The organism is Marinicella pacifica (assembly GCF_014636635.1).
Taxonomy (GTDB): Bacteria; Pseudomonadota; Gammaproteobacteria; order Xanthomonadales; family Marinicellaceae; genus Marinicella; species Marinicella pacifica.
Genome location: NZ_BMEO01000001.1, coordinates 422,463 through 441,598 on the forward strand (window position 1 = coordinate 422,463; position 19,136 = coordinate 441,598).

General features: G+C 45.6%; 18 protein-coding genes. 3 read left to right on the plus strand and 15 right to left on the minus strand.

From position 1 onward, the window contains the following. Nucleotides 1-111: 111 nt before the first annotated feature. A complete protein-coding gene (gene typA / locus IEV16_RS01855; RefSeq protein ID WP_188363956.1) occupies nucleotides 112-1,929 on the plus strand; it encodes a translational GTPase TypA in 1,818 nt (605 codons plus the stop codon). Between the two features lie 127 nt (nucleotides 1,930-2,056). Next, the gene (locus IEV16_RS01860) at nucleotides 2,057-3,337 is read left to right on the plus strand and encodes an amidohydrolase (protein ID WP_188363957.1); all 1,281 of its coding nucleotides are present in this window, start codon (nucleotides 2,057-2,059) and stop codon (nucleotides 3,335-3,337) included. A 75-nt stretch (nucleotides 3,338-3,412) separates the two neighbouring features. On the opposite strand, the gene IEV16_RS01865 is transcribed toward IEV16_RS01860, so the two are convergent. Further along, entirely contained in the window at nucleotides 3,413-4,285 is an 873-nt protein-coding gene (locus tag IEV16_RS01865; protein ID WP_188363958.1) for an NIDO-like domain-containing protein, read from the minus strand. Nucleotides 4,286-4,601: 316 nt separating this feature from the next. Here IEV16_RS01865 and IEV16_RS01870 point away from each other — a divergent pair, with 316 nt between their 5' ends. Continuing rightward, complete coding sequence (locus IEV16_RS01870; RefSeq protein ID WP_188363959.1) at nucleotides 4,602-7,007, plus strand: M14 family zinc carboxypeptidase; 2,406 nt, start codon at nucleotides 4,602-4,604, stop codon at nucleotides 7,005-7,007. Here the strand turns inward: IEV16_RS01870 and IEV16_RS01875 are convergent. The 14 genes from IEV16_RS01875 to IEV16_RS01940 all read right to left on the minus strand — a co-directional run bounded on the left by IEV16_RS01875 (nucleotide 6,953) and on the right by IEV16_RS01940 (nucleotide 19,081). Beyond that, nucleotides 6,953-8,644 carry a SulP family inorganic anion transporter gene (locus IEV16_RS01875; RefSeq protein WP_188363960.1) on the minus strand — a complete coding sequence of 564 codons (1,692 nt, stop codon included), beginning with the start codon at nucleotides 8,642-8,644 and terminating at the stop codon, nucleotides 6,953-6,955. The two genes, IEV16_RS01870 and IEV16_RS01875, sit on opposite strands and share 55 nt — an antisense overlap. A gap of 8 nt (nucleotides 8,645-8,652) precedes the next feature. Then, nucleotides 8,653-8,961, minus strand: a complete 309-nt coding sequence (locus tag IEV16_RS01880) for a 7(1) septoil knot domain-containing protein (protein WP_188363961.1) — start codon at nucleotides 8,959-8,961, stop codon at nucleotides 8,653-8,655. Nucleotides 8,962-8,971: 10 nt separating this feature from the next. Beyond that, nucleotides 8,972-9,928, minus strand: a complete 957-nt coding sequence (locus IEV16_RS01885) for a CorA family divalent cation transporter (RefSeq protein WP_188363962.1) — start codon at nucleotides 9,926-9,928, stop codon at nucleotides 8,972-8,974. After that, entirely contained in the window at nucleotides 9,921-10,784 is an 864-nt protein-coding gene (locus tag IEV16_RS01890) for a mechanosensitive ion channel family protein (RefSeq protein ID WP_188363963.1), read from the minus strand. Before IEV16_RS01890 ends, IEV16_RS01885 begins: the two co-directional genes overlap by 8 nt. Nucleotides 10,785-10,937: 153 nt before the next feature. Continuing rightward, entirely contained in the window at nucleotides 10,938-11,213 is a 276-nt protein-coding gene (locus IEV16_RS01895; RefSeq protein WP_188363964.1) for a hypothetical protein, read from the minus strand. Nucleotides 11,214-11,378: 165 nt separating this feature from the next. Then, nucleotides 11,379-12,470, minus strand: a complete 1,092-nt coding sequence (locus tag IEV16_RS01900) for a hypothetical protein (protein ID WP_188363965.1) — start codon at nucleotides 12,468-12,470, stop codon at nucleotides 11,379-11,381. A gap of 258 nt (nucleotides 12,471-12,728) precedes the next feature. After that, complete coding sequence (locus IEV16_RS01905; RefSeq protein WP_188363966.1) at nucleotides 12,729-13,064, minus strand: hypothetical protein; 336 nt, start codon at nucleotides 13,062-13,064, stop codon at nucleotides 12,729-12,731. A gap of 11 nt (nucleotides 13,065-13,075) precedes the next feature. Further along, nucleotides 13,076-13,954: a GIY-YIG nuclease family protein gene (locus tag IEV16_RS01910; RefSeq protein ID WP_188363967.1), complete on the minus strand. Its 879-nt coding sequence runs from the start codon at nucleotides 13,952-13,954 to the stop codon at nucleotides 13,076-13,078. Nucleotides 13,955-14,554: 600 nt separating this feature from the next. Beyond that, nucleotides 14,555-15,475 (minus strand): arginine deiminase-related protein, encoded by a 921-nt coding sequence (locus IEV16_RS01915; protein ID WP_188363968.1) that lies wholly within the window; start codon nucleotides 15,473-15,475, stop codon nucleotides 14,555-14,557. Next, nucleotides 15,453-16,436, minus strand: a complete 984-nt coding sequence (gene dusA / locus IEV16_RS01920; protein WP_188363969.1) for a tRNA dihydrouridine(20/20a) synthase DusA — start codon at nucleotides 16,434-16,436, stop codon at nucleotides 15,453-15,455. The genes IEV16_RS01915 and dusA overlap by 23 nt, the downstream gene beginning before the upstream one ends. Then, nucleotides 16,433-17,566, minus strand: coding sequence for a succinyl-diaminopimelate desuccinylase (gene dapE, locus IEV16_RS01925; RefSeq protein ID WP_188363970.1), 1,134 nt, complete (start codon nucleotides 17,564-17,566; stop codon nucleotides 16,433-16,435). Before dapE ends, dusA begins: the two co-directional genes overlap by 4 nt. Further along, nucleotides 17,563-17,868: an ArsC/Spx/MgsR family protein gene (locus IEV16_RS01930; protein ID WP_188363971.1), complete on the minus strand. Its 306-nt coding sequence runs from the start codon at nucleotides 17,866-17,868 to the stop codon at nucleotides 17,563-17,565. The genes dapE and IEV16_RS01930 overlap by 4 nt, the downstream gene beginning before the upstream one ends. Beyond that, complete coding sequence (dapD, locus tag IEV16_RS01935) at nucleotides 17,865-18,683, minus strand: 2,3,4,5-tetrahydropyridine-2,6-dicarboxylate N-succinyltransferase (RefSeq protein WP_443093936.1); 819 nt, start codon at nucleotides 18,681-18,683, stop codon at nucleotides 17,865-17,867. The genes IEV16_RS01930 and dapD overlap by 4 nt, the downstream gene beginning before the upstream one ends. Nucleotides 18,684-18,772: 89 nt before the next feature. Continuing rightward, entirely contained in the window at nucleotides 18,773-19,081 is a 309-nt protein-coding gene (locus IEV16_RS01940) for a DciA family protein (protein ID WP_188363973.1), read from the minus strand. Nucleotides 19,082-19,136: the final 55 nt, after the last annotated feature.

The window sequence follows — 19,136 nt, forward strand, 5'->3', positions numbered from 1 at the left end:
ATTGAGCCGGGATTCAATCGCACAAACTCCATGAAAAAAACAAAGAAAATGTCTTGTGGCAACGCTCAGTGTGCTATAGTGCGCGCCTTTACGCGCTGCGCCCGGCTTTTTATGTCCACACAACACATCAGAAACATCGCCATCATAGCCCATGTTGATCATGGTAAAACAACCCTTGTTGATTGCCTGTTAAAACAATCGGGCACCTTTGATGAACGTGCCGATGACCCCAACCGTCTCATGGATTCCAATGATTTGGAAAAAGAGCGTGGCATCACCATTTTGTCAAAGAACACCTCAATAGCGTGGCAGGATTACAAAATAAACATCGTGGACACCCCGGGTCATGCGGACTTTGGCGGTGAAGTGGAACGTGTGTTGAGTATGGTTGATTCGGTGTTGTTGCTGGTGGATGCCGTCGATGGACCCATGCCGCAAACCCGGTTTGTAACCGCCAAAGCCTTCGAAATGGGATTTACGCCGGTGGTGGTGATTAATAAAATTGACCGCGACGGCGCCCGTCCGGACTGGGTCATTGAGCAGACCTTTGATTTATTTGATTCACTCGGAGCCACCGACGAACAACTGGATTTTCCGGTGATTTATGCCTCAGCCATCAATGGCTATGCCAATCTGGAAGATGACAAACGTGATGGCGATATGACACCCTTATTTAACACCATAGTGGACAAAGTCAGTGCGCCGGATGTGGACATTAACGCCCCTTTTCAAATGCAGGTTTCCACCCTGGATTACAACAGCTTTTTGGGTCTGATAGGGATTGGTCGCATCAAACAGGGCAGTGTTAAAACCAACACGCCCATCAGTGTGATTGATGTTGATGGCAACACCCGCAACGCCCGCATTTTAAAAATCTTTGGGTTTAAAGGACTGGAACGTATTGAAGTTAATGAAGCTGCTGCCGGTGATATTGTGGCGGTGTCCGGGGTGGATCAACTGGCCATTTCCGACACCTTATGCGATCGTGAGCATGTCAGCGCGCTGCCGCCACTGACGGTGGACGAACCCACCATTTCCATGCTGTTTTGTGTGAATGACTCACCCTTTGCCGGTCAGAGCGGTAAATTCCTGACTTCCCGTCAAATTCGTGACCGGCTGGCGCGAGAAACCACTTACAACGTGGCCCTGCGTGTCGAAGACACAGAAAATGCCGATCAGTTTAAGGTTTCCGGTCGCGGTGAATTGCACCTATCGGTACTGATTGAAACCATGCGGCGCGAAGGTTTTGAATTGGCGATTTCAAGACCTCAGGTGATTTATCGTGAAATTGACGGTCAGTTGTGTGAACCTTACGAAGATCTGGTGGTGGACATTGACAGCGAACACCAGGGTGCGGTGATGGAACAGTTATTGGGACGCCGGGCTGAAGTGAAAAATATTGTGCCCGATGATACCGGTCGTGTGCGCATGAATTTCATTATTCCGGCACGCGGATTGATTGGTTATCAGTCCGAATTTAAAACCACCACATCCGGCACCGGTATTCTGACCCATGTTTTTGATCATTATGATCGCAAGCTCAATACCATCGAACGCAGCCGTAAAAACGGCGTTTTGATATCCAATGGCACTGGCAAGGCCCTCGGCTATGCCTTGTTTAATTTACAGGAGCGCGGTCGCTTGCTGATTGATGCCAATGTGGATGTCTATGAAGGCCAGGTGGTTGGTATTAATTCCCGGGACAATGATTTAACCGTTAATCCCTTAAAAGGCAAGCAGCTCACCAATGTGCGTGCCGCCGGTAAAGACGACGCTTTAAATCTTGTACCGCCGATTAAATTATCGCTGGAGCAGGCAATGGAATTTATCGAAGATGATGAGTTGGTGGAAGTGACACCTGATGAAATTCGTATCCGAAAGCGACATTTACTGGAACACGAAAGAAAACGCGCCAGCCGCGAAGCGTAAAATCGTTATATAAAAATAATCAAGCCACCTCATACCAGGGTGGCTTTTTTTGTGCTGGAAAAATTATCCACTTGCGTCAAAACTGACAACTCATTATTATGGTTGTTTTATGCCATCCACAATAACTATGAAAACACGCATCGTATGCTTACTCAGCTTATTAACAGGCTTAGCCCACGCCCAAATTGATTCAGCGGAATTAAACACCTCGATAGACAATATTGAACCAAAACTGATTGAATGGCGTCGCCATTTACATGCCAACCCGGAACTCAGTAACCGTGAAGTTAAAACAGCTGAGTATATCGCACAACATTTAAAGTCACTGGGTCTTGAGGTACAAACAGGCATTGCTTATCACGGGGTGGTGGGTATTTTGAAAGGCGACAAGCCCGGTCCGGTTTTAGCCTTGCGCGCGGACACCGATGCGCTGCCGGTCACTGAACAAGTGGATGTGCCGTTTGCCTCAAAAGTGACCACCGAATACCGCGGTGAAGAAGTGGGCGTGATGCATGCCTGTGGACACGATGCCCATGTGGCGATTTTGATGGCCACAGCCGAAGTCTTTGCACACAATAAAGCCGATTTGGCCGGCACCCTGATGTTTATTTTCCAACCCGCTGAAGAAGGCGTACCGCAAGGTGAAGAAGGCGGCGCGGAACTGATGTTGAAAGAAGGCTTGTTCGATGAAATAAAACCCGAAGCCGTGTTTGGTTTACACGTCTGGGCCGGTTTACCCACCGGCGTGATTGCGTATCGACCGGGTCCGATGATGGCGGCAGTCGATGAATTGGGTATTAAAGTTAAAGGCCGCCAAACCCACGGCTCCAGACCCTGGGGCGGTATTGATCCGATTGTGGTTTCAGCACAGATTATTAATTCGGTGCAAACCATTATTTCGCGCCGCACTGACATCACCCAGGCACCGGCCGTGGTGTCCTTTGGTGCCATCAAAGGCGGTATTCGCAACAATATTATTCCCGATGAAGTGGAGATGATCGGCACCATCCGTAATTTTAATATGGACACCCGTGACAATATCCACCAACAACTCGAGCAAATCGCCACCCATGTTGCCCATGCCAACGGGGCTGAGGTTGAATTTAATATTTATCCCGGTTATCCGGTGACTGTCAATGATCGCAAATTAAGCGCTAAAATGAACAGTTCTTTGGAGGCGGTTTTTGGTGCTGACAATGTGCTTGATTCGGGTTTAATCACCGGTGCCGAAGATTTTTCCTATTTGGCACAAGAAGTCCCCGGTCTGTTCTTTTTCCTCGGTATTTCACCTCCGGAAAGCGATTATAAAAATGCCCCAAGTAACCATTCACCCTTGTTTTATATAGATGAAGATGCTTTATTAAACGGTGTTCGCGCTTTTGTGCAGCTGGTTCAAGATTACAAATAATTACACTATCAAACACCCCTAAAAAAAGCCAATGCTTTTGACATTGGCTTTTTACTTTTTAACAGCGTGATTCAGTTACACATTTTCACGTCTGCGTATCACTGCGAAAGCCATCATCGCCAATAGCAAACTTAAGGTTACTAACATCAACTTATTATTCATGGGCACCGGTAAGGCCGGCGCGCCTGCTGTTAACGATGAATCCGGATTTGGGTGCACAAAACATTGTGCTGATGAGGCCGGGATACTGGCGGCCGTATCACAAGCATAGGTTAAGCCGATGGTGGCACCATCATTCTGCAACCCCGTGGTTGAACCACTGCCCAATTCAGGGTTACGATCATCATGCACCATCACAATTTCATAGCTTAATTCATAAATAATCACTTCTATATCGAATAACGTGGTATCAGAATAATGGTTGGCCTCATCCCAATGAAACACATGGCAGCCTAAATTATTACTCGGGTAATTATCAGAAGGCCGTGGACACACAGGAAAAAATTCATAAAAGACATTGGCCACTTGTAAATCATCGTGTAAGGGATAAATCCGGGCTCCGCCACCGGTGCTGGGAGATGCAGGCAAAGGACAATCATTCGATAAATCAGGACCACCATCTGTGGTGTCTGTGGACAGATAACCGTTGGTTGTGACCGCTAACTCAGTAACGGTGTTACCGTAAAAATCAAAGCTGCCCGCTAAAGTCACCGGCGCCCCGGCATCATCACCTGTAATTATACTGCTGCCGGTGGCACTGATATCGATAAACTGGTTTGAACACAGACCAGTCGATGAATCGTTATAGGTATAACCAAAGGCATCCGGACCTCCCGTGCCGCCAGCGCCACGATAACCACTGGTGGTGGAGTCCTCACCTTTCGGTGGTTCTTGTGCCATCACAAAAGGAACTGCCGCTAAAAGTAAAATACTAAATATGTTTTTCATAATCTCCTCCAATTTTTGTTTGAAATTAGCAGATTTTATTAGGTTTTACAATGACTTTTATTCTTTTAAAGACACCAATCAAATCACATTTTGAGAAATTCATTGAATTTTTATTTGCTTTCTGGAACACACCACCAAATAATACAGCCGTCTTCTTCGGCAATCTTACTGTATGCTTAACAATTATAAATACCTTGTCGTTTATATTCTTTTAGTTAGTTTACTTTTGACAGAATCTCAACTTTGTGTCGGTCAAAGCACTGACACTTCAAAATATCAGATGCCTATTGCCGGTTCCGGGCCCTGGCCGGTTTTGATGAGCTATCAAAACAAAGCCGATATTCTGGCCATTAAAGAACAACATGATTTCTGGAAAATTGATGAGAAAAACCAAACTGTTTTGATGCAAGTCCAAGACCTTAAAGAATACCGACAATTGCAACAACAAGGCTTTGTGTTGTCTATTCATCAAAAACTTTATGAAGAAGCTTTAAAACGACAGGAAAAGGCCTGGTTCGGTGTTAAAAGTATCAACGGCTTTGCCTGTTATCGGACTGTCGCGGAGACTTTTTCAGCCATGAATGATATGGAAAGCAATTATCCTGATTTGGTTGAACTGGTGGATATTGGTGATTCCTGGCACAAAGCCACCGCCGGCGGTGATCCGGGTCATGATATGCAAGTGGTTAAAATCACCAATCAAAATAATCCGGTGGCCAATAAACCGATTCTCTATGCCATGGGTTCCATTCATGCCCGTGAATACCCGCCGGCTGAACTGGTGACACGCTTTGCCGAATATTTATTAAGCAATTACGGCAATGATGCGGATGTCACCTGGCTGGTGGATGAGCATGAAATTCATCTATTATTACAGGGCAATCCCGATGGTCGCGAGATTGCTGAAAACCAAAGTTATCCCGATCAGCGCAAAAACCGCAATGAAAACCATTGTTATAATGGCAATCAACAAGGCGTCGATATGAACCGCAATTTTGGCTTTTACTGGAATCAGGGTAATGGCTCCAGTGGTAATTCATGCAGCGAGGTGTACCGAGGCACTGCTGCTTACAGCGAACCTGAAACCGATGCCATAGATGCCTATATTCGCACTTTGTTTCCCGATGACCGCCCGGACGATATCACCACACCGGCACCGCTGACCAAGCCCGGGGTTTATATCGATATCCATAATGTCGCCGAACTCACCATGTTTCCCTGGGGTTATGCGGACAACACACCGCAAGCCCCTAATCACGATCAACTCCAAACCCTGGCGCGCAGGCTGTCTTACTTTAATGGCTATCGCTCGCAAAAATCCAATGAACTGTATGGTGCCGATGGTGCCTCAGATGATAATGCTTATGGCACATTGGGCGTCGCGGCATTCACCATTGAACTCGGTGAAGGCAGCTTTTATTCCAGTTGCAATGCTTTTGAAAACACCATTTGGCCGGATAATTTAAAAGCCCTGCTGTATGCCGCCAAAGTGTCACGCCAACCTTATGTGATGGCTTCAGGTCCCAGCATAGAACAGTTACCCCAAACTGCTGTACAAGTGGCACAAGGTCAAAATGTTGCTATACAAGGCCTGGCCACAGACGAGAATTATTACCAAAACAATGGCACCGAAGCCACCCACAACATCACGGCTGTACAAGCTTATATTGATGTTCCTCCCTGGCACTCCGGTGCAGTGGCCAGTTCATTGTCCGCCCAGGATGGTTCTTATAACAGTACGGCTGAATATTTCACCGGTAGCTTACCGACATCAGGTTTAACAACCGGTCGCCATAGGGTTTGGTTGACCGCCACAGATGCCAGTGGTATTACGGGTGTGCCCTCTGCGGTGTTTGTCGACGTTATCGATCCGTTATTGATTGGCACCCTAAACGGCACTGTCACCGATCAGGACAGCGGTTTGGCCATTGAATCGGCTCAGGTGATGTATGATGATTTAATCACCGCCACGGATAACAATGGTTTTTATGAATTTCAGGCCACTGCCAGAACCGCAGAGCTCACAGTCAGCAAACCGGGCTATCAACCACAATCATTCACCGGCGTCAGCATCACCGCCCAACAAAGCAACACGCAAAACGTTGTTTTACAGGCCACCTGTGGTGATATTTCAAATAATTTAGAAGCCTACGCAACCATCGCAGATGCCCTGAGCGCAGGTTGGCAAAGCGGTAGTCATATCGGCACCGATGACTGGGCCATTGTGAGCGGCGATGACCATACCACCGGTCAGGGCAATGCCTTTGGCTCCGCTGATGTAAGCAGCCAAACCGATAAATTCATTATTTCACCGGAAGTGGCTTTAGTCAATAACGCTGAACTCAACTTCTGGCACAAACATGATTTTGAAGCGGGTAATGATTATTACGATGGTGGTGTCCTGGAAATATCCACCGACAACGGTCAAAACTGGAATGATTTAGGGCCTTCCATGATTCAAAACGGTTATAACGGTACCTTAAATGGTGGCTATGGTCAGCCACTTGGGGCGCGACCCGCCTTTGTTGATAACCTGGGCACCTTCCAACAGGTCAAAGTGGATTTATCGGCTTATGCCAACCAAACTGTTCGTTTTCGCTGGCGTATGGGCACCGACAGCTCACAAGGTGCCGGTGATTGGCTCATCGACGATATTGAAGTCAGCGGTTACCACAGCTGTGACAACAATGATTTAATCTTTGTAGATGGCTTTGACCAATGAACCAGCGCGAGCGCTTGTTTTATATTGGGCACCACATTTTGTCGGTCAAGTATTTGAAAAACTTGATGCCGCTCAAAGTCATTTACCAGCTCATCACGCACACCTGATAAAATCACCTGAATGCCTTGCGATTGAAAATTACTGATAATGTCTTTTAAGGACTGATAACCGGTGGCATCAATCAGGGGTACATAGCGCATCCGCAAAATGATGGTTTTCACCGATGTGGAGGGGATACTGGTGACGGTTTGTTGAAATTGACGCGCCGCACCAAAAAACAGTGGCCCATTAATTTCATATAAAACAACGCCTTCAGGCACATCGAGAGTTTCTTCATCGAACAGACGCTCTACCCTGTCTTGTTCAATATTAATGTTATTGACTTCCACAGACCGACTCATACGGTACATAAACATAAAACTCGACAACACAATCCCGACCTGGATGGCTATGACTAAATCAAATATAACAGTGAGAAAAAAAGTGGTCAGCAGGATAATAACATCCATTCTGTCGCCTTTTAAGATTGACTTAAACTGCCGCCACTCACTCATATGATAAGCCACCACCACCAGAATACCGGCCAGGCAAGACAAGGGAATCAGTTTTGCTAACGGTGCAAATAACAGCATAATCAACAATAAAACCACGCCATGGACAATACCGGCAATTGGGGTACGACCACCATTATTGACATTGGTGGCGGTGCGGGCAATGGCGCCGGTGGCCGGAATACCACCAAACAAAGCCGAAGCTGAATTGGCCGCACCTTGTGCCACCAGTTCCATATTGGACCGGTGTTTACCGCCCATCATGGAATCGGCCACCACCGCGGATAATAAAGATTCGATGGCACCCAGCAAAGCAATGGCAAACGCCGGCTGAATTAATGATTTCATCGTCGCAAAATCAAAGGTCGGTAAACTCGGTAGACTCAAGGCATTGGGAATCTCACCAAACTGGCTTTCAATGGTGGTCACCGGAACATTGAATAGCTGGACACACAAAGTGGCTAAAATAATCGCCACAATGGAACCGGGAATCAACTTAATCAGCTTTTGAAAATACAAGGTCATAATGACTGTGCTGATGGCGATAGCGATGGCATACGGGTTAATTTGATTCAAGTTCTGCGCGTATAAAATCCATTTGGATAAAAAATCAGCCGGCACATCCGTTAACTTCAAACCGAGAAAATCATTCACTTGGGATGAGAAAATAATCAGTGCAATGCCACTGGTAAAACCGACAATCAAAGAATAAGGAATATATTTTAAAAAACCACCAAAACGTGCCAGACCAAACGCCATCATAATAAAGCCGGCCATAAAAGTGGCCAGAATTAATCCATCGACGCCGTGGGTCTGCACAATACCGTACACAATCACAATAAAGGCGCCGGTGGGCCCACCGATTTGCACCCGCGAACCACCAAACACAGAAATAATAATCCCCGCCACAATGGCTGTAATCAACCCTTTTTCCGGTGACACTCCTGAGGCAATGGCAAAGGCAATCGCCAGCGGCAAAGCCACTATCCCGACAATCACCCCGGACATCACATCTTTTAGTATTGTTTCCCGAGAAATACCGGCTTTAATCAGGCTAAAAAGCTTAGGTGTGAATTCAATTTTCATGGAGTGAGTTAATCCATGCCCGGAAAAGAATCCACCAATTTAACTTTAATATCCGGAAACGAGGTCACCACCTGCACTTTAAAGTCCGCAAAGGCATCCACTTTTTGCCACAGCCCGCATTTATCGGGAAATGAATCCACCATTTTTACCTTAATATCAGGGAACACATCCACATACTGAATTTTCAAATCCGGAAATGAATCGACAAACTGAACTTTCCCCATCAATTTGATGCCTTTTATTTCACAATCTTGCGCCATTGCAACACCAGCCATTAAAACAATCATCAGCCCCACAATACATTTTATTCTAATCATTTTTACCTCCTTAAAACCACCTGCTTTTTTTAAACCAGATTAATAAGCCCACTGTCAGTATCGCGCTAAATATCACCACGAAAGAGAATGCCCAGGGGTTTTGCAAACCCGGCATCCCGGCAACATTCATACCGAACAAGCCCGACAAAAAGGTCAGCGGTAAAAAAATCGCCGAAACAATGGCCAGTAAATACAAACGGCTGTTTTGTTCATGGCTGATATTGGCCATAAAATGCTCCTGCAACATCAAAGCCCGTTCTCGCATCAGATCAAGGTTTTCCACCAACTGTATAAATTTATCCACATGTAAATAAATACGCTCATAAAAGCCCTCACTTAAGCGCGGCGATTTAATGCGATACAACTGGTCAATGGCTTCTCGTTGCGGTAACAAGTAACGGCGGATATGCGCAATTTGACGTCGCAAATCATTCATCTGCGGGTTAAATTCAGAGAGCGAACTGTCATCCACCTGATCTTCTGCCTGATCTATTTTTTCATCTATTTTATCTACGAAATCATCGGTGGAATAAGCCAGACGGTCCAACAACATCAACAACAACTCTTCGCCGTTTTTTGGCCCCGCCTGCTGCTTTAATTGTTCCCGAATAAAATTAACCGACCGACTACCGGCATCACTGCTGCTGACAATCAAACCATCACCCAACCACAACCGAATTGATACCATGTCTTCAGGCTGTTCGTCCTCGTTGTGGTTAATACCGCGCAAACAAATCAACACCTCTTGTTCATTAATCACCGCCCGCGGCCGGGTTTCATGATTGAGTAAAGTCACTTTGGCCTGTTCAGACAATTCAGCGCGCTGTTTAATCCATTGCACCGCTTTTTTGTCCGTATATTTAACGTGAAACCACTGCCACGGGGTGTTGGCACTTTCTTGTGGTTTTAACTCCTCACCACTGCCGAGACCATCCAGGGCAAAGTGGGTGATTTTTGATTCAATCATGAGATCTCTCCGATAATCCGGCCAATTGCTGCGGATTGGTAAAATTCACATGCACATCCCGCTGCGGGAAAGCCACCACAATCCCTGCATCTTTGAACTTTTGTTCTATCAAAAACCGCACATCACTGCGTATTAAACGCATCTCGCGTCCTGAATCCATCGACACCCAGAAAAAAACATCAAACAGCAATGCACTGTCCGCAAAATCTTCAAACACCACCACCGGCTCCGGCTCCTTTTGCACCCATTCATGTTCTGACATGACCGCCAGTAAAACCGATCGGACTTTCTGCACATCCGAACCATACGCCACCCCAACCCGTACCGATGTTCGGATATAGGGATCATGTAAGGTCCAGTTCACAAGCCGGGATTCCAGCACCTGACTATTGGGCACCACAATATCCGCGCCGTCATTGCGCTTAATCAATGTTGAGCGGTGACCAACCGTCATAATTCGCCCGATCAATCCATTAATTTCTACCACATCATTGATTCGTATCGGCCGCTCAGACATCAAAATCCAGCCGCTTAAAAAATTCTCAATAATATTTTTTGCGCCAAAGCCAAAGCCAATTGCCACAGCACCTGAAATAAAGGCAAAGGTGGCCAGCGGAATGCCCAAATAAGTCAGCACCGTCAATAAAACCAAAATCAGCAGTACAAAAAACAATACCCGCTGAATCACCGCCCGGCTATCGGCACTGATCCGCAGCGACGACAACAATTTCTTCACCACCAAATAAGCCATTAAACGGCTTAAAAACCACGCAATAACCAAAAAGAGCAGCGCATACACAATCTGCCCCCAGGTGATGACCTGCGTTGCACTCAAACTAAACGCTGTTTTATTCAAGAAATCCATCATAGATTAAGTATAGAACAAAACAGCCATGACTAAAAATCTATTTTTAGTCCGAATAATAAATCCTTATCACTACAAACAAAAACGCCCCTGATGTCGAATCATCAGGGGCGTTTTCCGAGTGCCGCAATAAGGGCACATACATTACATCACATCGACTTCACATTTTTCAGCCGCTTCCGCTTTCAGTGCTTTGACTTTCTTCAGATCGCCGGATTTGCGTGCTTCGGCAAGCGCTTCATAATCGGTGTTTTCAACCTCACATTCACAGGTCTTATTAAATTGATCCAGCGAACCTTCAGGCACGGATTGTGCTTTAGATTGACATGCCTGCAAATCACTTTCTTTTAATTGTTCCGCATCCATGGCAAAAACAGACGCTGAAAACATAAACAAACTAACGGTTAACATTTTTTTCATTTTCTCATTCCTGGTGTAGTGTTTTGAACTACACAAATTTAAAAGGAATTTCAATTTATCACCGGCACAACCCTAAAATTTGACCGCTGTCACAAATTTTAAACAACCGGCCGTTTTTAACGTCTAAAGAACTGATTTGTAACGACATTTTAATGCAATAAGCAATTAATTTTGCTTTTCACAAAATGATGATGCCAGTTGCATAAACTCTTTTTGTTCTTTTTGATTAAAAGTCTTCTTGGCAATTTCAGGTAATTGACCGGCCAAAATATCACCACAAACAGACGCCGGGTTCTTTTTCATGGTTCGAAAGTATCCTTTCATGGCCTGACGTTTGCATGACCTGCCCAAATCTTCGAGCACCGCAGATTGTTGCGCGCTGTTCAGATTTTCTGCAATAAAATCAGGTGTCGTGCCATTAATGACAGTCTGGCATGCTTCATCGGGTTTTTTTCTGAATTCATCTTGTAAAACCTGTAAAGTGGCTTCATCAGCGACAGGCATATCAATCACCGGCACCTCTGCGGGTTTCAGGTCTGTAATCCAGGTTGTCCAGGTGCCTTTGCTTTTGCTGTTAGTCTCATTCCCATCCCTGTCAATGGTGACGCGTGAATAGCGGGCGTCACTGCGCACCACCATGCCCAATTTACTCAGCTCTTCTACAATCGCCGCACCGAAACGGGGATCACCATAAAATCCCGGCGTATGAAACGGTGCAAATGAAAATGGTTTATCTCTTAAAACCCACAAGTCAGCGTGTACCTGATAGCGCGAACTACCCGGATCTGTTTCACGCTTACTGTTAAAATCTGCAGTCAGCACATAATGCTCAGCCTGACCACCGGCCAAAGCACGCGCTCCTTCACCGCGCTCAACCCGCACATTAAAATCAAGATAGACCAGCGGGTAACCAAACTCCGTCCAGCCAGTGGACTCTGACACCGGCTTACCCTTCTCCCAGCGCGGAATAAACAAACCCATATGCCGCTCCCCAAGCGCAAAAGACGCCTTATCCACAGTACGCTCAGAAACCCGATCACGCCAGATCAGAGTATGCTCAGGCCCCTGCAAAACATACTCAGTGGTCGGGCTCTCATAAGCCGGTGGAAACTGGCCCAAGTCCTCAACATCCGGTCTGGCGGTATGCAGCGTATAGGAAAAGCCACTGGTGGTCTGTTCATTATCCTCGGCCGAAGCGATACCACTGACCGAAAACATCAGCATCATTGTTGTTGCAAGAAATGTTGTTAAATTCATAGTTACTCTCATTGATTTTGTTGATTTGTATCGGAAAATCTTATTAAGAAATATAATACACAATACAAACACATCATCTGCTTTGATGTGATCTTAGGATAAACCCATAACTTTTGACACAAGATGCTGTGCAAATTGAATCCAGACTTCCCTAGCTATATGATATGTTCTAAATTAGAGACAACTATAACATTGCAGAAATGAATTTACATGTGAGCAATTTCACGGAATTGAAATTGAGTTAGGTGAGGAGCGAACTTATAGCAATGATTCAAATAATTTGATAAATAACGGCAAACTTGCACCAATTAACAACCAAAATAACCGCCCTAAAGTTTTCTTAGATTGCCCCCAGATACTTTTTTCGGACATATAATCTTTCCATTGGGCCAAAGCCAATGCGCCTTTCGGTGTAATTGAAGCTTGATGAATGCTTGTATTATCATCCATATCAGTGATAGCTTCCATTGGTGAAGAAATATACCCTTGTCCCAATAGGTCAGTATAGTCTCTTAGCTCTACTCTTGAACCTTTAATATCACGAGGTTTAATAACAGATTCGAGTGCAGTGATGTAATTGTTGATTTTGTTCATGGATGTTATTTTCAATTATTAATTTTTTCCTGTACTTCTTTAAACGTCAAACCCTGACCATTCACCCACTCTGAAAATCCGTTTGAATTTCTACCTAAAACCATATTTGAAGCTGCGCTTGGGCTATTAAAGATTGCATCTTCTGAGAAAATTAATCTATCACCGGAATCAATCAAGATTTTTGTTTCTATCAACTTTCTTCTCATGTTTCTATATGTCTCAGTACATGAGTTTGTAAGTTTTTTCTTTGCTTCGCTTCCTTTTAAAACAATGTATCCTTGATCAGTTTCAATCATGGTTGAATCGAATGTTCTAGTTTTGATGTAATAGGTTTCATGTATTTCAGACTTTGTATCAGACTGTTCAACCTCTTTTGGAAGAACAGTTGAAGAAATTAAAAAATTAAACCCCATCACGGGAAGTATGAGTTTAATTTGTTTTAAAAAATACTCCATGTCTGAAATATCTGCTTCGTGCAAAGTAGGAAGGCCTGGAGAGTTTCCATTATCAATTTGTGCGGTTTTAGCTTCTAACGCAAGCTGAACAAGTCTTGACTCTAAGTATTTAATCTGTGTTTTGGTTAAGAGCTCATCCTTACTGATAAAAAAAATCAACTCTTTAAAATCTCTGTTTGGATCACTTAAATGTTTTTTAAGTCTTATTTTTATATTTTCTGCTTCACCAATATATATTTTCTCATCAAAAGCTTCATCAGTCGGATCTCCTTTTAAACAGTAAATGCCCGGACTTTCGAGCTCTGGTCGATTTATAATTTTGTTAACTGATGCTCTCGGGCTATAAATAGCTTTTCCAACCCAGTTTCCAATTTCACTTAATCTTGGACCATAAGCTGTTCCATCTATCATGTATACTGTTAATTTTTTTCCCATTATTTTCACTTACTCTTAATAAACTCTAATTTATAAATTCATACAATTATTAAGTATACAAAAATCAAAAAACTTTGCATGAAAAAAGAAAGATTAATCATTAAGAAAGTTGAAAGTAAGAGTCCGCCAAGAATTGAAAGATAAAGCAATTTTATCATGGGTCTCCGGGTCGGTGCCCGAAGACGTCGCGGAATCAGAAGACGGTGGACGGAAGACTGAGGACTGTACAAGAAAATTTACCATCAAATCATGGTGATGTGGGGTAAGTGACCGTGAAAGCGACTCCAGGGATGGAGGTGTGCCGCGTTAGATAGGATCCGTTAGCGGCCCAAGGCAGAACTCACTTTTGACAGCTTGAGCACACATACTTGTGCGTGATTGTTGCAAAAGTGAGTAGCAACGCAGGGGTTGTGTATCCGTTAAACTGGCCGAGATTATCGGATCGGAGCCCGATAATGACGCGCTAAACCCTGGAACTGAGGGGAAATTTGGCTTTGAAGATCAAGGCGGAGCCGATTTTTGACAGCCTGAGCGCACAAGCTTGTGCGTGATTTCTGCAAAAATCGGCGACAACGCAGAGATTCTAAGCCAAATTTTTTCTCAGAAGATTTCGCCGATCATGCAGCGGAGTGATCCTCCAGCTTTTTCCAGTTCCGAAACCTCCACCCCATGAATGCGAAATCCCCATTTATCCAATTTCTTCTTGGAAGCGGTGGACAAGGTATCAAAGGCGGTCTGACTGAATAACACATCCCGTTCGGTGATGGAAATACAATTACCGCAGAACGCCATTTTTTCTTCATCGGACAAATACAGAATGTTGCCTTCGTAAAAATCATCGATGGCCTGTACCACCTCAGGGTCGGCAAAGGAATCTTTGTGCATAACCACGGCTGCGCCGGCCAAATTGGCCATCACCACGTTGGTGTGGTACTCACCTTCAGCAAGATCAAACTGGAAGGTTAAATCCAACTGAAATCCCTCAGCCAATGCCACGGCACCTTCGTCATTAACCCGTTCAGTCATACCGACGAAGCCGATATTACGTCCTCGATCGGGCACCAGCACACCGGTCAATTCGGCGATGGCTTTGGGGTGTTCGATGATGTATTCATCATAATCCAACACACTGTTGAAGAATTTTCGGATGTCTTTGCGTTCTGTTTCCAGTTGCCGGTTGGGGTAGCGCATGGAGCCGACGATATAACGGCGATTGTGGTTTGTGGCAAAGGAATTGTTCGGAAACACCGCATCCGGTGTATGCACCGAACCTGGAAAAGATATCACCGGGATATCAAAATCTGTCAGAACCCGGGCCAGATGCATTTGCTGGTAAATGGCGAGTTTTTCGTCCACCGATTCATCCATTTGCATGTATTCATTATCCTGGGCGGTTTGTTCGTTGAGGGAAAAACCCACCGGTGACACCATGAACGCGGCTTTCATGGCAACGGCTTGTTTTATCGGGTAGTTGGCGTATTTTTGTGCTTCTTTAAAGTCAGCTACGGTTTTCACTAACATAATTAATTAGGGTCCTGGCTTCGCTCAGCACCCGGATGTCATTCTTGCGTTTGGGTGCTTCGGTTACTAAATAAGATTTCCACTTTTTACTGCCGGGAAATCCGTGAAATAATCCCAAGATGGGTCTGATTAACCAATGCAGGTTTGCGCCTTGTGTCAGCATCCGGGCACAATAATCCTGATAAGCATAGAGTATATCATCGTGATTTGTTTGTTGGGGTTGAAAACCCAGGGCGTTATGCATGTCTCTGATGAGCCACGGGGCGTTCCAGAAGGCCCGCCCAATCATCACACCATCCGCATATTGTAGATGATTTTGCGCCTTTTGAACAGTGTCGATGCCGCCATTAACCACCACGGTTAAATCAGGGAAATCAGCTTTTAACTGTTCAGGAAAATGATAAAGCAGTGGCGGTATGGTGCGGTTTTGCTTGGGGCTGAGGCCTTTGAGCAGCGCTTTACGGGCATGCACGATAAAGGTTTCACAACCGGCGTCGCGGTTAATGGTCACAAAACGTTTAAAAAAGTCATAATCGGCTTCATCATCAACGCCAATCCGGGTTTTCAGGGTAATGGGTATTGACACCGCCTGTTGCATCTTTTTAACACATTCGGCCACCAATTCAGGCTCGCGCATCAAACAGGCACCAAAGCGACCGCTTTGCACCCGATCACTGGGGCAACCGATGTTGATATTGATTTCATCAAAGCCGGCATCTTCCGCCATTTTGGCACAGACCGCCAATTCTTCAGGGTTACTGCCGCCCAACTGAATCACCAGCGGATGTTCGGATTGATCATAAGCCAATAAATCAGTGCGTTCACTGTTTAATAAAGCCCCGGTGGTCAACATTTCGGTGTACAGGACTATATTCGGTGAAATTAAGCGATGAAAATAGCGGCAATGGCGATCGGTCCAATCCAGCATGGGCGCCACCGACAAACGATGGTTGAGACTCATGGCAGCAGTAAGCGTTTAATTAAATCCAAGTAAATATTTTCTAACTGCAGCAGTTGTTTAACCGGCACACATTCGTTGACCTGGTGAATGGTTTTATTAATCGGCCCCAGTTCCATGGTGGCAATGCCCAAAGGCGCCACAAAACGACCATCTGAGGTGCCGCCCTGGGTATTAAATTCAGGCTCAACGTCACTAAAACGCTGAATGGCTTTTTTAAGCGCGGTTTTAAAGGTGTCGTTTTTACAATGAAACGGCTCACCTGATAACGCCCAGTCAAGCTGATAGTCGAATCCATGCTTGTCCAATAAGCCTTTAAGCTGTTTCGCTAAACTGGTTTGGCTTGATTCCGGCGAATAACGAAAATTGGCGGTGATGTGCAAGCGACCGGGAATGACATTAGCGGCACCGGTTCCGGCGCGGATATTGGAGACTTGAAAACTGGTGGGTGGAAAATCGGCATTACCCTGATCCCAAACATAATCTGCGGTTTCAGCCAGAAAAGGTGCTGCGGTAAAAACCGGATTTTCAGCCAGTTCAGGATAAGCCACATGACCCTGTTTGCCTTCGATGGTGATAATCACGTGCAATGAACCGCGACGGCCGACCCGCACCGTATCACCGACCTGTTCTGAACTGCTGGGTTCACCCACCAGGCAATAATCAAAATGATGGTCTTTGGCCATCATCGGCATAAACTTTTGTATGCCGTCGGTGGCTTCGCCTTCCTCGTCTGAAGTCAGCATAATGGCAATTTTGCCGGGATGATTTTTATGGGTGGCGACAAACTTTTCCATAGCCAGTACCATGGCCGCCACAGCGCCTTTCATATCTGCCGCTCCGCGCCCGTGCAACAGGCCCTCAGCCAACTGTCCGCTAAAAGGCGGGTACGTCCAGTCAGCCTCATTACCCGGCGACACCACATCAGTGTGCCCAAGAAATAATAATGCCGGGCCCGGCTGATTGCCATGCCAAATTAAGACATTGTCCACCTCACCAAAGCGATGATGGTGGCCCTGAAAACCCTGACCTGACATGCGATTCATTAATAAGGGGATACAGCCGGCATCATCGGGGGTGATGGATGGTTTTTGAACCAATTGTTGTGCCAATGTGATGACTTCAGCATTCATGCGGGTAATCCAATCTGATAATGACCATTGAAATACACCACCGGTCGTTTAATTAAGGTTGGGTGAGCAACCAGCGTTTCAATGCCGATATGCTGTTGGGTATCTTTATCTAACTGACGATAAGAAGCGCTGCGTTTATTTACCAGCTTATTTTTGTCAATGTCTGCCAGCATGGCTTGTACCAATTTTGCATCAATGCCATCACTGCGAAAATCATGCAAGCGCACATCATGACCGGCTTGCTGGGCTTGTTTAAGTGCGGCGCGGACTTTGTCACAATTTTTAATGCCGTAAATAATCATGTGCGCAGTAATTCATTAATCGAGGTTTTGGCCCGGGTTTTGGCATCCACTTTTTTAACAATTACCGCACAATTCAGGGCATATTTTCCGTTATCGGCCGGTAAACTGCCAGGCACCACCACCGAACCCGGAGGCACATAGCCATAGCTGACCTCATTTTTTTCGCGGTCATAAATTTTGGTGCTCATGCCTAAGAAAACGCCCATGGAAATCACACTGCCGGCACCAACCCGGACGCCTTCCACCACTTCACTGCGGGCACCGATAAAACAATTGTCTTCAATAATGGTGGGGGCCGCCTGCAGTGGTTCTAAGACACCGCCGATACCGACACCGCCGGATAAATGGACGTTGTCTCCAATTTGCGCACAACTACCTACGGTGGCCCAGGTATCGACCATGGTGCCGGCCCCGACATAAGCACCGATATTGACATAGGATGGCATACAGACGACGCCTTTACCTAAAAATGCACCGCGACGGATGGTGGCCGGGGGTACAATCCGGGCACCGACCTTGCGAAACTCATCGACACCAGCCTCTTGAAAACGACACGGCACCTTATCCCAGTAATGGTGGGTACCGCCGAGCATCACACGGTTGGGGGAAATTTTAAAATACAACAAAACCGCTTTTTTCAGCCATTCATTCACCTGCCAATCACCATTGACCGGTTCAGCCACCCGCGCCTCACCAGATTCCAGTGCGTCTAAACATGCCTGTACATCTGCACCATAACGGTCTTTTAAATCCACCGCTTCCAGTTCATCACGTTGTGCCCACGCCCGGTTAATTTTTTCTGCTAAACTCATCAGTATTCCAAAAATAAATCGCTTATTATAACCAAATGAAAGGTGGATGGTGTCTGAAAACAGCCGTTTTGCACCGACCCTTCAACACTTGCCTATAGTGCTTGCTCAACAATGACCCTTAATTTTTTCACAGATATTTTGTATTCTTTTTGCAATATCTGTAAAATGTCTCGGCTGAACATGCGCACTTTGGCGGCTTCGGCTTGATTTTGACAAGTAAAAACGGCCATTTCATGGCGTATATTGGCCAGCTGACAGAGCCCCTTGACGGGTGCCGGCAACATCGGCTGGAGACGTTTATTGACATCAGTTATATGATTGGCGCGTTGGATGAGGGCAGACAAGCTCTTGTCTTGTGCGATTCGCTCATTAAGGGGTTGTAATTTTTTGGTTCGACTCATGGGCTTATTTTGAAGCAGGTTTTGAGTAAATGCAATAAACCGCTCCATTAACAAA

Bases quoted from the DNA above. Each gene is read 5' to 3' on its own strand.
- typA (WP_188363956.1), top strand. From the start codon at position 112: ATGTCCACACAACACATCAGAAACATCGCCATCATAGCCCATGTTGAT.
- IEV16_RS01860 (WP_188363957.1), top strand. From the start codon at position 2,057: ATGAAAACACGCATCGTATGCTTACTCAGCTTATTAACAGGCTTAGCC.
- IEV16_RS01865 (WP_188363958.1), bottom strand. From the start codon at position 4,285: ATGAAAAACATATTTAGTATTTTACTTTTAGCGGCAGTTCCTTTTGTG.
- IEV16_RS01870 (WP_188363959.1), top strand. From the start codon at position 4,602: ATGAGCTATCAAAACAAAGCCGATATTCTGGCCATTAAAGAACAACAT.
- IEV16_RS01875 (WP_188363960.1), bottom strand. From the start codon at position 8,644: ATGAAAATTGAATTCACACCTAAGCTTTTTAGCCTGATTAAAGCCGGT.
- IEV16_RS01880 (WP_188363961.1), bottom strand. From the start codon at position 8,961: ATGATTAGAATAAAATGTATTGTGGGGCTGATGATTGTTTTAATGGCT.
- IEV16_RS01885 (WP_188363962.1), bottom strand. From the start codon at position 9,928: ATGATTGAATCAAAAATCACCCACTTTGCCCTGGATGGTCTCGGCAGT.
- IEV16_RS01895 (WP_188363964.1), bottom strand. From the start codon at position 11,213: ATGAAAAAAATGTTAACCGTTAGTTTGTTTATGTTTTCAGCGTCTGTT.
- IEV16_RS01900 (WP_188363965.1), bottom strand. From the start codon at position 12,470: ATGAATTTAACAACATTTCTTGCAACAACAATGATGCTGATGTTTTCG.
- IEV16_RS01905 (WP_188363966.1), bottom strand. From the start codon at position 13,064: ATGAACAAAATCAACAATTACATCACTGCACTCGAATCTGTTATTAAA.
- IEV16_RS01910 (WP_188363967.1), bottom strand. From the start codon at position 13,954: ATGGGAAAAAAATTAACAGTATACATGATAGATGGAACAGCTTATGGT.
- IEV16_RS01915 (WP_188363968.1), bottom strand. From the start codon at position 15,475: ATGTTAGTGAAAACCGTAGCTGACTTTAAAGAAGCACAAAAATACGCC.
- dusA (WP_188363969.1), bottom strand. From the start codon at position 16,436: ATGAGTCTCAACCATCGTTTGTCGGTGGCGCCCATGCTGGATTGGACC.
- dapE (WP_188363970.1), bottom strand. From the start codon at position 17,566: ATGAATGCTGAAGTCATCACATTGGCACAACAATTGGTTCAAAAACCA.
- IEV16_RS01930 (WP_188363971.1), bottom strand. From the start codon at position 17,868: ATGATTATTTACGGCATTAAAAATTGTGACAAAGTCCGCGCCGCACTT.
- IEV16_RS01940 (WP_188363973.1), bottom strand. From the start codon at position 19,081: ATGAGTCGAACCAAAAAATTACAACCCCTTAATGAGCGAATCGCACAA.